Below are 13830 nucleotides of genomic sequence, written 5' to 3'. Positions count from 1 at the left end.
CGTCTCAGCGGCGGCGTGAGGTGTCGAATAGGTCACCGAATCCGACCCCGGGAACACCCGCCCGCCGGCGGACGCTGTAAGGGTTGTGCATGAGTTCCGGCCGTCCCGTCACCGACGCGGTGACCAGTGCCCGGATGGCTCGGCAGCGGCGGACGGGTACCGCCCCGGAGACCGCGTTGCGTACCGAACTGCATCGGCGAGGCCTGCGCTACTTCGTGGACCGCGCCCCGCTTCCGGGTTTGCGCCGCCGGGCCGACCTGGTTTTCCCGCGCCGCAAGGTGGCGGTGTACGTGGACGGGTGTTTCTGGCACTGCTGCCCCGAACACGCCACCTACCCGAAGAACAACGCCGAGTGGTGGGCCGAGAAATTGGCCGGCAACGTGGCCCGCGACCGCGATACCGATGCGCGGCTCACCGCCGCGGGCTGGCTGGTGGTTCGGGTCTGGGAACACGAGGATTCGATGGCCGCCGCGGATCGGGTGCAGTCGGCTTTGTCGGATCGATAGACCATGATGGAAGTGCAGCCGACATTGCAGCGGATATACGGCACATTCCGGACGTGGGCGATGACGTGAAACGAGGGCAATGACGCCGAGCGAGCCGCATGATCGTGCGGCGGACCGATCCGGTGCGGTCGCCGTACTGGAGCGAGACCACGCGCCCGCGCGCGTGCGGTTCCGCCTGGTCCGCTTACTGATCGCGGCCGCTGTCGCCGTCGCGGGGGTCTGCTATTCGTCGTGGGTCCTGGAATTCGTCCTGCCGATCCATCTGAATCCGATCAGGTCGTTCCTGAGCGAATTGGACGCCGAGGGCCGTCCTTTTCGCTGGGTGTTCGACCTGGGCGACACCATCGCCGGTTCGCTCACCTTGATTTCCGCGATTACGGCGATGTTCGTCTTCTCGCGGCGGCGTTTGTCGACCGTCGGCTGGGTGGCGCTGGGCTGTTTCGGCGCGTCCACGATCGCCGATGCGCAATGGCCGTTGCACACCTGCTCGGCGCCGTGCCCGCCGTCGGACAGCGGCATGTTTCCGCAGTTGCACCAGATCCACGCGCTGACCAGCACGCTCGCGGTCACGTCGATATTCGTGGCGATGATCGCCTTCAGCGTCGCCGCCTTCCGCTATCGGCGCTGGCCGATTCTGCGGCATTCCGGATTGTGGATCCTCATCATCGGCTCGACCGCTACGGCCTGGATGCTGATCGCCGACAATCTGCCGGGCAATTACGCACTGGGCATCGCCCAGCGCATCCAGGTCGGATCCATGTCGCTGTGGCTGATCGCGCTCGCGGTGCAGATCTGGGTCGCGCAGCGCGTGATCAGCGGCGACGGGCGGAAGCGCGCACGGGCTCGTCGTTCCGCAGCATGACCAGTGAGCGGGGCGCCGATTCCGCCACCGCGCCCGCGATCGCCATGGCCGCGAAGGTGGCCAGTATGACGCCCATTACCAGTACCTCGACAATTGTGTTCATATACCCACGGTGACAGCGGCGACTGGCATGCATTTGTGCAGAACATGGGTAAAACCTGAGAATGCCGGCTAGCCCACCGAGACGGTGACGGTGTGCGTCGTGGTGCGTGCCGGAAGCGCCCCGGTATCTACGCGCAGGATTTCGCCGGTGTCCTGGCGGCCGTCCGGCAAGATCTTCGGTTTCAGGCCGAAGGGCGGCTCGCTACCGCTGCTTCCGGCCAATCCGAAATCACTGTCGTCGGAGATGTAGAGCGTGCGGCCGCCGTCGGTGGTGGCGACCCCCTCGATTTTGTCGTGGCCGAAGAATGCGCCGGCCGGATTCAGCCCCGCGACCAATCCGGCGAGATCCAGGTTCGACTTCTTCGCGACCGGGGTGATACCCGCCTTGCCGAGCGCGGCGATCCCGTCGGCGGTCGATACCTTACCGACATAGGTTTCCAGCGGTTCGTCGCCGACCAGCAGGCCGAGATTCGGGTCGTATCGGGTGCCGGGAACGGCGGCTCGCGGTCCGATATCGGTGGCGCCGTTCAGATCGATCGTCCACAGTTTCTTGTTCGCCTTCGGCGCGAGTTCGCCGTCGCGTTCGTCCACGAGAAAGGTGTGGTCGTCGAGTGCGGCGATTTCGGAGACGGCCAGTTTGCGCTTCGGATCCTCGAGCGGGTACACGAATTCGGCTACGGCGCGGGTCTGCAAGTCGACCGTGACGATTCGGGTCATCGGCACCTCCCGTGCGGAAGCCGATCCCGGTGTCTGCAAACCGCTTTGAATCACACCGACCAATCGCCGCCCGTCCGGCGTGACGGTCAGGCCTTCCATGCCCTGATTCGGCGTCCGCAGCGACAATTCGCGCGGCAACCCGGTGCCGGGTGCGAGGCGGTCGATTTCGGTGCCGGATGCGTCGAAGTGCAAGAGGAACGGACCGTATTCGTCGGAGACCCAGAAGGTGCCGTCGGGCAGCGCCACCAATCCTTCCGGGTCCAGGCCGTGGTCGATGGGCGGCAAGGGGTGGCCGTCGAGATCGCGCATGGTCTCCCCGGTCGACGCCGCGGTGTCGACGAGTCCGTTGAAGCCGACGCCCGCACGGTTCTTCAGGTCGATCGTGGATTCCAGCACCGCGCGCGTTCCGGTCAACCGGAATTTGCCGATCTTCGGCACGAAACTCGGGATGGGAACGAGCTTTTCGTTCTTGCCGGGCCCGTCGACGTTCGGGCCGCGGTCGGTGAGTCCGTAGAACTCGTCGGCCGACCCCGGCACCGGCGTCCACGCGGACCCGAAACCGCTGCCCTGCACCGTGGTTCCACCGAACTCGCCGAGCGGCGCGATATCGGTGGTGTAGAGGTGAACCGCATCGGAGGTGGTCACCGTGAAGGTGTCCTCGCCCTGGTATCCGGGCTCCGGCGCGTAGCGCAGGGAACCGTCGGCGGTGCGGTCCAGGCGGCCGTGGGCGGGGGTGCCGAAGGCGACGGCCGCACCACCGCCGGTGCGGGCGGCCAGATCGTCGAGCGATACGGTCAGCGGCCGGTCCCGGTCGGTGTGCCATTGCGGTTCGCCACCGCCGGACGAACAGGCGGCAGCCGCGCAGAGTACGGCGCCGGCGAGGGCGAATCGGAGCATGTGACTGGTTCCCACCGGTGATACCTATCCTGCCGAGTCGACGATCAGCTGTCGGGCACCTGAACAGTTATCCGACGGCAATCGAGTTCGCCCAGCGCGCGTTCCCAGCGCTGGGTAGGGTCACCCAGGTGACCAGCGAAGCGCCGGAATCAGCCGTTCCCGTCGACCTGCTCGAAGCCGTGCATACGGCGACCGAGTCGCTGGTCGGCGCGGTGGAAGCCTTGCACGACAGCGATATCGCCGAACCGTCACTGCTGCCGGGCTGGACGCGCGGCCATCTGCTGGCCCACCTGTCCCGCAATGCCGACGGTCTGGTGAACCTGCTGCTGTGGGCCCGCACCGGCATCGAAACCCCGCAGTACGCAAGCCAACTGCTGCGCGATTCCGATATCGAGGCCGGTGCGCCGCGCCCGCTCGCCGAGCAACTGGGCGATCTGCGCGCCTCCGCCGATCGCTTCCTCGGCCTCGCCCGGGCCATGCCGCCGGAACGCTGGCAGTACCGGGTGCGGGCTCGCACGGGTAAGGAGCTGGCCACCGCGGTGGTGCCGTGGTTGCGCCTGCGCGAGATCGAGATTCACCGCGTCGACCTGAACATCGGCTACCGGCCCGCGGACTGGCCGGCCGCCTTCGTGGCCCGCATGCTGCCGGAGGTGTCCGCCGGATTCGACCACGCGGCCTCCGCACATCGCCCCGCCGATGCCAAGCCGATGACCTCCGACCCGGATCAGCCACCGCCGCCGAGTTTCACCCTCGTCGCCACCGACACCGATTTCACCGCCAAGGTGGGCCCCGACCCTTCCGACACCATCTCCGGGCCCGCAGCGGAGCTGCTGGCGTGGTTGATCGGCCGCAGCGAGGGCGTGGGACTCACCGGATATCTGCCGAATCTGCCCGCCTGGTTGTGAGGCGGCGGACTCACCGGTTCACGCGCCCCGGAACGTCGAGCCGTTCGGCGAGGAAATCCAGGACGCGGTGCAGCGCGGCCTGAGTCGGTTCGCCCGGTTCGTCGATGAGATGTTCGGTGAGTACCGAATGCGCGCTCAGCACGCCCTCCGGATTGGCGGCGGCATCGTCGAGTTCGATGGCGATGAAGGCGTCGCCTAGTTCCCGGCGCAGGAATTCGAAACGTTGCGCGGGTGAGCGCCGGTCACCGCGGAAACGCAGCCCCATCACCGAAAGACCCTCGCCGCAACGCTGTTTGACGCGCTCCAGATCGTCGGGCGAGAGGTCGATCGAGCATTTCTGCCGGGTGGTGAAACCCAGCGGCAGGCCGGGCTGTGAGAGCACGGGTGCGACCAATCGGTCGTCCACAGCCATCCCCAGCGCGAAACCTGCGGTGAAACACATTCCGACGGCACCGACTCCCGGTCCGCCGCACCGCCGATGCTCATCGGCGGCCAGCGCCCGCAGCCACTGCACCACCGGGGATGTGCGGCCGGTCGCCAGCACCACGAACTCCCGGCTGACACAGATCGGCCCGAACTGACCGGCGACGTTCGCCAGCGCGGCAAGAGTGCCATGCGCGGCCGGATCCGGGTCCCGCCCTGGATTGCCGTACAGATGCGGCACCACCGCCGTACAGCCGATGCGCGCTACCCGCCGGGCGAAGTCGAAGACGTCCGGCGAGATGCCGGGAAATTCCGCCATGACGATCACCGCGGGCCCGCTGCCCTGCCGAAAGATCGTGCGGGACTTGCCCTCATGGGTGAAGGTCGCGTGTTCGAAATCGTGAAGATCGTCGTCTGCCATGGCCGGCCCTTTCTCGTTCGGGCCTTCACCTTCGGCCGACCACCCCCGCCGGGTCTTGAAAAAATGTTCCCCAGGTCCGGTATCGGTGCTGCCCGATCGGCGTGTGCGGTTCCCGTGCCAGCGTGTTCGGCGTGCGCCCGGCGAAACTCGCGATCTCCCGGGACATATGGGCCTGATCGCTGTAACCGCAGGAGGCCGCGACATCGGCGGCCGGCCGGCCCGCCACCAGCCCCTCGACCGCATGCCGGAACCGAACCAGCATCGCGGCGCGTTTGGGCGTGAGTCCGATCTGCGATTCGAACCTGGTCCACAGCCGTTTGCGACTCCAGCCGCAGGATTCGGCCAGTTCGGCGACGCGGACCTGCCCGCGGTCCGCGACGATACGATTCCACCCGGCCACGACTTCCGCATCCGGTGTGCGCTCGGGCCGGAAGTGTTGCGCCAGAAACGCTCTCGTGAGCGCGAAGCGCTCCTCCCACTTCGCCGCCTCCGCGAGCTGCGCACGCAACCGCTCCGCCGAGGCGCCCCACACCTCGTCCAGGCCCACGACAGCACCCAACTCACCCGGCCCGACCCCGAGCACCGAATACGCCCGCAGCGGCGACATCCGCACCTCGACGCACGCCGCACGTTCGGCCCGAATCGCCGTCAGCCCCCGGGAGAAACCCGCCACCATCCCGCCGCTCGCCCGACTCCCCTCCGTCGTCTCCACGACGAGTCCGCCCCCGCCGAAGTCGACCGCCACGGTCACCGCCGGAATCACCGCCACCCGAAGCTCCAACCCGGCACCGGCACGATCGCGATACCCGAGCATCGCAAGCCCGTCCGCGGCCTCGCGCGGGCGCACGATCTCCCACGCGCGATCTCCCACCCGGCCAGGGTAGATCGGATCCCTCACCCGGTGCTCGCCACATTCGTTCGTGCAGGCCAGAGGCGTAGGGACAACACGCGCGACACGCCCTCGCGGATCAGGGTGAAATCGCGGCGGCTCCGTATGCTCGGCGCACCGCAGCTACTTTCTAATCCAGGGAGGTACTTTGCGTCACCGGTCTGTCCTCACCGCTTTTCTCGCATCGCTACTTCTGCTGATCGGGCCTCCGATCACGGCGCAGGCGCTACCGGACTCGGGATCCGGTTCCGGCTCCGGATCCCTCTCGGCGTCGCCCTGCCATCCCGGTACGCCGCCCACAGTGCCGAAGACGACCAACTACTACGACGGGCAGGAATATCTGGGGCCCGACCCGTTGCCGCAGGATCCACCTGTGGGTCCGTTGCTGACGGGATATCAGCGCTTCGGGAACCTCACCGAGGCCCAGTTCATTGCGAAGTACCGCACTCCGGACAATTCCATGTGGATATATCCACCCGATGACGGATTCCTGATCATCGACGGCCGTACGGCGGCACACCCGGAGGTGTTGCAGCCCGGCAAGCGTATCGACCGATTCGGTGCTCCGAGTGGAAAGTTCCTGGCACAAGAGGGCGAGTCGTACGGCGGGCGCGCGATACCACCGCAGAACCTCAACTCGCCCGGGGGCACCACACAAAGCGATTATCACGTCTACTGCGTACTCGCGCCGTTCCAAGTGGAGGCCGGGCCGGCCCAGCCATGGTTCGAGCAGCCCGGACTCGGTACCCAATATGTTCTGGATACCAGTTTCCAGCCGTACCCCGGCGGAAAAGCGACCGTCCAATGGCTGCTCGACAACCACTACCTGGTCGAAGAGATCCCTGGTTGATATGGATCGCAGGCAATTGGCCGCCGCGCTGCTCGCCGCCGGAAAGCCTCCGCAGTGGTTCCAGATCGCCGGCGTTCATACCCACGACCCGCTGCCGACCGACTTCTGGTTCCTGCGGCCGGGATCCGGCGGCGACTGGGAAGTCGGCGTCTTCGAACGCGGTGAGTACGACGTCCGAGGCCGATTCGCCGCCGAATCCGACGCGGCCGCATGGGTTTACGAATCCATGATGGGACACCCCCCACCGTGATGCGAATACGAAACGGCCCCTCACTTGTCATCAAGTGAGGGGCCGTGCCACTGCGCGCCCGGAGAGACTCGAACTCCCAACCTTCTGATCCGTAGTCAGATGCTCTATCCGTTGAGCTACGGGCGCAGGTCCTGTTCAGTTGTGTGCCCGGTTACCCGGGCGTGGCGGAGGCGAGAGGATTTGAACCTCCGGTCCCCGTGAAGGGACAACTCATTAGCAGTGAGTCCCATTCGGCCGCTCTGGCACGCCTCCTGGAGCCTTCTTTCGAGGGCGCCGGTCCTTTCGAACCGCCGAGAGGCAAGAGTACAGAGCAACCGGTCAGGACGCAAAACGGCTGGTCAACGCAGGTGACTGTCGAACCAATCGAAGATTCTGGTCTGTGCGTCGATCAGGAGCCGCTTCTCGTCCTCGGGCAGCTGCTCGAAGTCGGCCATGTCGAATCCGGGATGGTCCGGGCGGTGATGCAAGCCGGGGTAGCTGACCACCAGGGTGGCCACCGCGGCGCGCGCCGCCGCGTCACGCAGGCGTTCCACGTGATCGGCCGGGTTGACGGGATCGTCGTTGCCGTAGAGACCGAGCCAGGGGGCCTGCAGCTGCGGGGCGGCGTCCACCAGTGCCGTCGCCTCCGCGGTCAGCGGCTCCATGATGCCGGGTGCGGCGACGCTCACGGCCGCACCGATGGGACGGTTCGTGGCGACCAGCAGTGCGGCGGTGCCGGCGTTGTCGAAACCCAGCACGCCGACGGTGTCGGCGTACACACCCCGGCCGACCAGCCAGTCGAAGCAGGCATCGAAATCGGCGAACAGATCCGCGCCGAACACCTGCTCGACCTCCGCGCCGCCCGCGACGGCGGTGGCGACCGCACCCGGCCCGTCGGAGACCCGCGCCCCGACGGCGGCGAGATCGCGGTCGTTGACCGTCCCGGCGCCGTCCCCGTGACCCTTCTGCCGATCGAAGCGGTGGAACAGATTGGGCGCCACCATGATCCAGCCTTCACCGGCCAGCGATTTCATCATTTCCAGCAATACATCGGCAAACTGACGGGACTCGTGGAGTACGACGATGCCGCCGCGCGCGTAACCCTCCGGCTCGATCACCGTGATGGGCACCCGACCTCCGGCCGCCGGGCCCGGAGCGCCGTCGACCACCTGCCCGCTGTCGCGCAATGGTGCTTCATCTCGATAGATGCCCGACATGAAACCAGGGTAGTTCGCATCCGTTACATTCGGGAGAAGTTGCACGGAAGTACCCATTCCTCGGAAAATTTTCCGACATACCGCCCAGCCGGTTCGGCCCCGCAGACGGACCGCCGGGGCCTCCCGGACAACCGCGGCGAGCCGCCGCGACGTGCGAGGAATTAAGGTGTTGGGGTGAGTGCTCGTATTCGTCCGGACCTCGAGTCCATTCCGGCCTACGCTCCGGGTCGCAGTCATCCGGGCGCCGTGAAACTGGCCAGCAACGAAACCACCCAGGGGCCGCTCCCGAGCGTGGCCAAGGTGATCGCCGAGGCTGCCGAACTCATCAACCGGTACCCGGACAACTCCTCCGGCGAACTTCGAGCAGCCCTCGCCGAGTTCCACGACGTCGCGGTCGAGAATGTCGCGATCGGCTGCGGCAGCGTCGCGCTGTGCCAGGAACTGGTCCAGATCACGTGCGCCTCCCCTGCCGACGAGGTGGTGTTCGCCTGGCGCTCGTTCGAGGCGTATCCGATCGTCACGCAGGTCGGCAACGCGACTGCCGTGCCGGTGCCGCTGAACGACGAATTCGCACACGATCTGGATGCGATGGCGGCGGCGATCACCGACCGGACCCGGCTCGTTTTCGTCTGCAATCCGAACAACCCGACCGGAACGGCGTACGGCCGTGCCGAATTGACCCGCTTCCTCGACGCGGTCCCCGACGACGTGCTGGTGGTGCTCGACGAGGCGTACTTCGAATATCTGCGCCTGCCCGCCGACGATCGGGCCGACGGCGTCCAGATCGGCCGAGGCCGCTCGAATGTCGTTGTGCTGCGCACCTTTTCGAAGGCATACGGGCTGGCGGGGCTGCGAGTCGGTTACGCCGTCGGCGATCCGGAACTGATCACCGCGCTGATGAAGGTGCACATTCCGTTCAGCGTGAATCGGCTGGCACAGGCCGCGGCCATCGCCTGCCTGCAGGCGCGGCACGAACTGCTCGACCGCACCGATCATGTGGTGGCCGAGCGGGAACGTATGCGCGAGGCGCTGCTGGCGGCCGGATACCGGGTACCGCCGAGCCAGGCCAACTTCGTCTGGCTGCCGCTGGGCGAGCACAGCGCGGAGTTCGGCGCGGCCAGTGCCGAAGCCGGAGTTCTGGTGCGGCCGTACGGCGCCGACGGGGTGCGGATCACCGCGGGCGATCCGCACGAGAACGATCGGTTCCTGAGTTTCGCCACCGCACCGGACACCGTCGCGCGCTTCGCGGGCTGAACCGGCTCCGCGGCGGTCAGCGCACGCCGAGGGCTCCCGCCAGCGTCGGCCACGCCCTCGGCAGTTCGTCCTTCCAGTACGGCCAGGAATGCGTCCCCACCGGACGCAGATCGACATCCGCCGGGATCTGCATGCGCTCCAGCCGATCCGCGAGCGCCATCGTGCAAGCGTTGGCGCCGGCCTCGAGCGGGCCACCGAATCCGATCGTCGAGAACGCTTCCGGATTGCCCGGACCGTCGTAGGGCCCCGGCACACCGGAACCGGCGGACAGGAAGATCGCCTTACCGCGCAGGGTGTCGGCGTGCATCATCACATCGTGGGCGAGCCAGTCGGGATCTTCCTGCTTGCCGAACATGTTGTCCGGATCGCCACCGTAGGTGCGCACCACGGCCCGTGCCTGCGCCTGCCCGAAATCCGAGCCCATCGCATAACAACCACTGTGGGCGGCGACAGCGAGATAGGCCTGCGGGTTGCGTATCGCCAGCATCATCGCCGCCTCCGCCCCCATCGAGACGCCCTCCACGGCATCGCGGCCGTTGCCTTCGAAGGTCGCGTCCATCAACGGCGGCAGTTCCCGAGTGAGAAAGGTCTCCCACTTGTTCGTGCCGAGCACCGGATCCGGATGCTGCCAATCCGTGTAGTACCCCGCCGGGCCGCCGATCGTGAGGACCACGTTGACGTCCTTGTCGGCGAAGAACTGCACCGCGCCACCGCGCTCGGTCCAGTTGTTGTACTGGTTGCTCGCGCTGCGCCCGTCGAGCAGATAGACGGTTGGGCGCGGATGGCTGCGATCGGCCGGTAGCAGCACCTGCACCTGCACCGTGCGTCCCATGGCCGGGGAGTCCACGAAAACCCGCAGCCAGCGATCGTTGATCGGTTCGATGTGGTCGATCGACGCGGTGGCCGGACGGGGATCGTCCAGCGCCGGAGGCGGCCCCTCGGCGGAACCCGAATCGGCCGGGGGCGCGGGCGCGGCGGCAATCGACGGCGCTCCCCAGATCGCCCCACTCATCAGGAGTGCGGCGATGGTAGCGCCGGACAGCCGACGCCGTATCCGGCGACGAACCATGGCCGCCATCCTGCCAGAGGTCGTGCGAGGCGTCGAAAACCCACGACGGCCCGATCTCCGGCGAGTCTTCCGACGCTCCGCACCGATTCGGCATCCCCGCACTCGCGCCAGTAGGCTGAGACACCGTTCCGGCGCGCCCGGAACGAGGTGGGTTGCCCGAGCGGCCTAAGGGAACGGTCTTGAAAACCGTCGTGGTTCACGCCACCGTGGGTTCAAATCCCACACCCACCGCAGGTGAAGGGGCTGTCACCAGGGGACTGTTCCGGCGTCGGAGAAGAATCCGCCGGTCGGTCCGTCGTCGGGCAGGGTGGCGAGGTGGATCGCGATCGCGGCGCCCTGTTGGGGGGTTCGGACGCCGCGGAAGCCGTTGAGGTCGGTGGCGGTGTAACCGGGGCAGCCGGAGTTGATCAGGATGTCGGTGTCGGCGAGTTCCTTGACGTATTGGACGGTGACCGCGTTCAGGAAGGTCTTCGACGCCGCGTAGGCAGCGGAGATCGGGCCGGTGTCCGCGCCGGGCGTGGTCTGCAGCGTGAGCGAGCCGACGCTGCTGGACATGTTCACGATCCTCGGTGCTGCCGAACGCCGCAGCATGGGCAGCATCGCGTTGGTGACGCGGATGACTCCGATCACGTTGGTTTCCACAGCCTCACGCACGGTCGCGGGATCGACGGTGGTGGGTGTCTGGGGCATGCCGCCGGTGATCGCGGCGTTGTTGACCAGGACGTCGAGCCCGCCGGCGCGGTCGGCGATCAGGTCCGCCGCGGCGGCCACGCTCGCGTCATCGGTCACGTCGAGCGGAACGCCGAAGGCATCGATCCCGTCCGCGCGGAGTTTCTCCACCGCCGTGTCGCGGCGTTGTGCGTCGCGCGCGCCCACACCGATTCGCCAGCCGAGGGCGCCCAGCCCCGCCGCGATCTCGTATCCGATTCCCTTGTTCGCACCCGTCACCAGCGCGATCGTCTGTTCACTCATACCGTCGATCCTGGTTCGGTCGGGGGTGGCGGGTCCAACACCGGTCGGGTGGCCGCTGATACCGCACGGGTATCAATGCCGGATACGATGACGTGGTGGAGACGCGGGAGTTGCGATACTTCGTCGCCGTCGCCGAGGAGTTGCATTTCGGGCGAGCGGCACAGCGACTCGCCATGGCGCAACCACCGCTGTCACGGGCGATCCGACAGCTCGAACGGCGGCTCGGCGTGGTTCTGCTGCACCGCACCACTCGCTCGATCGCCCTGACCGAGGCCGGGGCGGTGCTCTTGCGGGAGGCTCGTGCCGCGCTCGCCGCGGTCGACGCCGCGGAGCGCCGCACCCGCCGCGCGGCCGGTCGGCCCGGCGTGGTGCTGGCCACGAAGGCCGGAGCGTCCAGCGAACTGCTGTCGAAGTTGCTGGACGCCTACGCTGCCGAACCGGGCGCTGTCGCTGTCGAGGTGCTGCTGTGCGGGCCCGGCGAGCAGGAGGCGCTGCTGCGCGACGGCCGTGCCGACGTCGCACTGCTCCACCGGCCCTTCGACACGACCGCCGGACTCGACACCGAGGATCTGCACACCGAACACCAGGTTCTGGTCCTGCCCGCGGGCCACCCCCTCGCCCACCGGCCCCACCTATCGTCGGCCGAGGTCGCCACCCTGACGGATCTGCCCCTGCCGCGCTGGCCCCGACAGGACGGAAGCTATCCCGACGGCCCCGGTCCGAAGGTTCGCGACCACACCCAATTGGCCCAGCTGATCGCGCTCGGACGAACCTGCGCGGTCATGCCCGAGTCGGTCCGAACTCACCTACGCGACGATCACGCGATCGTGCCGGTGCCGGACGCACCGGCGGTCACGACCGTCATCGCCTGGCCGCCACACAGCAGATCCAAGGCCGTCGCCGACCTCGTCCGCACCGCGACACGTCTCTGACCGACACCGCGATTCCGCGGCCGCCTCAGCCACGAATATGCGCCGACCGGCGTATCGGTCGGCGCCACAGTCGTTTCCGGTCTCGATTCGAACGGCCGGCCCCAGGTTCAGAAGCACCACACCCAATCGGCGGACCCCGGCAACGGAATGGTGATGCAGATGGCGATCGGTTTCGCCGTGGTATCGGAAGCGCTGTCGGCGGAGGCGATGGGCGCCGCCACGGCGCCGAGCGACATGACTATCGCGGTGGTAGCGAGGACTTCGCGGGACCAACGTCCCTGACAATTCCGCTAAGAGCCGCTGTGATCTCGGTGTCCGAGGCCGCCCCGATGGATGGTGCTGCCGGTGATCGCTCCACCGCTGCGGTCGATGCTGCCGGAGCGGTAGATGGCGGGGGTGCGGGCGAGGCTCGGGAGCGGGGTGGCGTAACTACCGCCCGCGACGCGAGCACCGACCGCGGGGGCGACCACCCGATTGCGGGTCGAGTAGTAGTACCACATGGCAGCACCCACGGCACCGCCCGCGAGGCCGGCCGCGGCGTACTCGGCGGCGGTGGCATCGTCACCGACGTAGGTTTCCGTCGCATCGTCGCACTCGGTGTCGTCGACACGGACCCCGCTGACAGCGTCGGCACACACCGCGGCGTAGTCGTCGGCAACAGGCTCGATCGTGGTCGGCGCGACGGTGGTGGTCGGCGTGCTGAGTGTGCGCATCGGCGTCCACACAGTGGTCGGTGGTGTCGATGCGGTGGTCGGTGGTGTCGACAGGGTCGTCGTGCTCGTGGTTCCGGTGGCCGCGGGCGGATCGGGTAGTGCGCAACCAGCTGCCAGATACATCCCCGCGACTGCGGGAACCAGGATCAAAATCGGTGCTGTGCCGTGCTTTCGGTGAGTGCTCATCGGGCCGGGCCGTCCCCCAATCCAATCGAAATCGGAATCGTTCCCACAGCGGGTACGGCAGTTCGATCGGGTGCGCCGACAGGAGCGTTACCCGCCGGCTTCGTCGACCGGAACGCCGGCGGGCGACTCGATTCGAATGCGGGTATCGGTGGGGATTCACTCGGCACGCGGATGTGCGCCGCGCGTCAGCTCAACTCCGGCGGGGGTCGGTTTTGGTGTTCACTCGGTCGAACGCGTCACCGATGGCGGTGAGTTCTTCGGGGCTGAGCAGGTCGACGAAGGTGCGGCGGACCGCGGCTACGTGGCCGGGGGCGGCGGCGCGCAGGCGGCGCATACCTTCCTCGGTGAGGTGGGCGCGGACGCCGCGGCCGTCCTCTTCGCAGCTGGTGCGGCGGACCATGCCCTGGTCCTCCATGCGGCGGATCTGGTGGGTGAGGCGGCTGCGCGAGGAGAGCACGCCGTCGGCGAGATCGCTCATCCGCAGCGATCCGCCCGGAGCCTCGGAGAGCATCACCAGGATGCGGTATTCGGGCAGGCTCATATCGCTGTCGGCCTGGAGCTGGCGGTTGAGTTCCACCATCAGACGCTGGTGCCCGTCCATGAAGGCGCGCCACGCCCGCTGCTGTGCCGAGCTCAACCACGGCGGCGATGCCGGGTGACCACTCGGTTCGTAAGCCATGGCGCCA

At 67.7% G+C, this 13830-nt stretch carries 15 protein-coding genes and 3 tRNA genes; 8 read left to right on the top strand and 10 right to left on the bottom strand.

The features are described from left to right. Positions 1-89 precede the first annotated feature (89 nt). Together NN2_RS05065 and NN2_RS05060 are read left to right on the top strand one after the other, a co-directional pair. A complete protein-coding gene (locus NN2_RS05065; RefSeq protein WP_063010836.1) occupies positions 90-506 on the top strand; it encodes a very short patch repair endonuclease in 417 nt (138 codons plus the stop codon). 79 nt (positions 507-585) lie between these two features. Further along, positions 586-1368: a DUF998 domain-containing protein gene (locus NN2_RS05060; protein WP_082856748.1), complete on the top strand. Its 783-nt coding sequence runs from the start codon at positions 586-588 to the stop codon at positions 1366-1368. 171 nt (positions 1369-1539) lie between these two features. On the opposite strand, the gene NN2_RS05055 is transcribed toward NN2_RS05060, so the two are convergent. Continuing rightward, on the bottom strand, positions 1540-3099 hold the full coding sequence (locus NN2_RS05055) for an esterase-like activity of phytase family protein (RefSeq protein WP_245658561.1): 1560 nt from the start codon (positions 3097-3099) through the stop codon (positions 1540-1542). A gap of 113 nt (positions 3100-3212) precedes the next feature. Here NN2_RS05055 and NN2_RS05050 point away from each other — a divergent pair, with 113 nt between their 5' ends. Beyond that, positions 3213-3989 carry a maleylpyruvate isomerase family mycothiol-dependent enzyme gene (locus NN2_RS05050; RefSeq protein ID WP_063010834.1) on the top strand — a complete coding sequence of 259 codons (777 nt, stop codon included), beginning with the start codon at positions 3213-3215 and terminating at the stop codon, positions 3987-3989. A 10-nt stretch (positions 3990-3999) separates the two neighbouring features. On the opposite strand, the gene NN2_RS05045 is transcribed toward NN2_RS05050, so the two are convergent. Continuing rightward, a complete protein-coding gene (locus NN2_RS05045; protein WP_063010832.1) occupies positions 4000-4833 on the bottom strand; it encodes a dienelactone hydrolase family protein in 834 nt (277 codons plus the stop codon). Positions 4834-4858: 25 nt separating this feature from the next. Then, on the bottom strand, positions 4859-5704 hold the full coding sequence (locus NN2_RS05040; RefSeq protein WP_245658559.1) for a helix-turn-helix domain-containing protein: 846 nt from the start codon (positions 5702-5704) through the stop codon (positions 4859-4861). Between the two features lie 319 nt (positions 5705-6023). Here NN2_RS05040 and NN2_RS05035 point away from each other — a divergent pair, with 319 nt between their 5' ends. Together NN2_RS05035 and NN2_RS05030 are read left to right on the top strand one after the other, a co-directional pair. Further along, a complete protein-coding gene (locus NN2_RS05035) occupies positions 6024-6572 on the top strand; it encodes a TNT domain-containing protein (protein ID WP_063010830.1) in 549 nt (182 codons plus the stop codon). 1 nt (position 6573) lies between these two features. Further along, positions 6574-6822, top strand: coding sequence for a hypothetical protein (locus NN2_RS05030; RefSeq protein WP_030516848.1), 249 nt, complete (start codon positions 6574-6576; stop codon positions 6820-6822). 53 nt (positions 6823-6875) lie between these two features. Here the strand turns inward: NN2_RS05030 and NN2_RS05025 are convergent. The 3 genes from NN2_RS05025 to NN2_RS05015 form a co-directional block, all read right to left on the bottom strand. Continuing rightward, positions 6876-6948 (bottom strand) — tRNA-Arg (locus NN2_RS05025). 36 nt (positions 6949-6984) lie between these two features. Next, positions 6985-7074: transfer RNA gene (locus tag NN2_RS05020), tRNA-Ser, on the bottom strand. A gap of 86 nt (positions 7075-7160) precedes the next feature. Then, entirely contained in the window at positions 7161-8018 is an 858-nt protein-coding gene (locus NN2_RS05015) for a dienelactone hydrolase family protein (RefSeq protein ID WP_063010828.1), read from the bottom strand. Between the two features lie 174 nt (positions 8019-8192). Between NN2_RS05015 and hisC the strand changes: the two genes are divergently transcribed. Continuing rightward, positions 8193-9272, top strand: a complete 1080-nt coding sequence (gene hisC / locus NN2_RS05010) for a histidinol-phosphate transaminase (RefSeq protein WP_063010826.1) — start codon at positions 8193-8195, stop codon at positions 9270-9272. A gap of 16 nt (positions 9273-9288) precedes the next feature. On the opposite strand, the gene NN2_RS05005 is transcribed toward hisC, so the two are convergent. Further along, positions 9289-10284, bottom strand: a complete 996-nt coding sequence (locus NN2_RS05005) for an alpha/beta hydrolase (protein WP_231509341.1) — start codon at positions 10282-10284, stop codon at positions 9289-9291. Between the two features lie 203 nt (positions 10285-10487). On the opposite strand from NN2_RS05005, the gene NN2_RS05000 reads away from it, so the two are divergent. After that, positions 10488-10572, top strand: a tRNA-Ser gene (locus tag NN2_RS05000). 15 nt (positions 10573-10587) lie between these two features. Here NN2_RS05000 and NN2_RS04995 read toward each other — a convergent pair. After that, positions 10588-11313: an SDR family NAD(P)-dependent oxidoreductase gene (locus NN2_RS04995; protein WP_063010824.1), complete on the bottom strand. Its 726-nt coding sequence runs from the start codon at positions 11311-11313 to the stop codon at positions 10588-10590. A gap of 95 nt (positions 11314-11408) precedes the next feature. Between NN2_RS04995 and NN2_RS04990 the strand changes: the two genes are divergently transcribed. Beyond that, positions 11409-12245 carry a LysR family transcriptional regulator gene (locus NN2_RS04990; protein ID WP_063010845.1) on the top strand — a complete coding sequence of 279 codons (837 nt, stop codon included), beginning with the start codon at positions 11409-11411 and terminating at the stop codon, positions 12243-12245. Between the two features lie 290 nt (positions 12246-12535). Here NN2_RS04990 and NN2_RS04985 read toward each other — a convergent pair whose 3' ends face one another. Continuing rightward, positions 12536-13144: a hypothetical protein gene (locus NN2_RS04985; protein WP_156511218.1), complete on the bottom strand. Its 609-nt coding sequence runs from the start codon at positions 13142-13144 to the stop codon at positions 12536-12538. A 190-nt stretch (positions 13145-13334) separates the two neighbouring features. Beyond that, on the bottom strand, positions 13335-13823 hold the full coding sequence (locus NN2_RS04980; RefSeq protein WP_030516842.1) for a MarR family winged helix-turn-helix transcriptional regulator: 489 nt from the start codon (positions 13821-13823) through the stop codon (positions 13335-13337). Positions 13824-13830 lie beyond the last annotated feature (7 nt).

The sequence above is a fragment of the Nocardia nova NBRC 15556 genome (assembly GCF_001613005.1).
Lineage (GTDB): Bacteria > Actinomycetota > Actinomycetes > Mycobacteriales > Mycobacteriaceae > Nocardia > Nocardia nova.
This window is presented reverse-complemented; position numbering and strand designations above follow the sequence as displayed.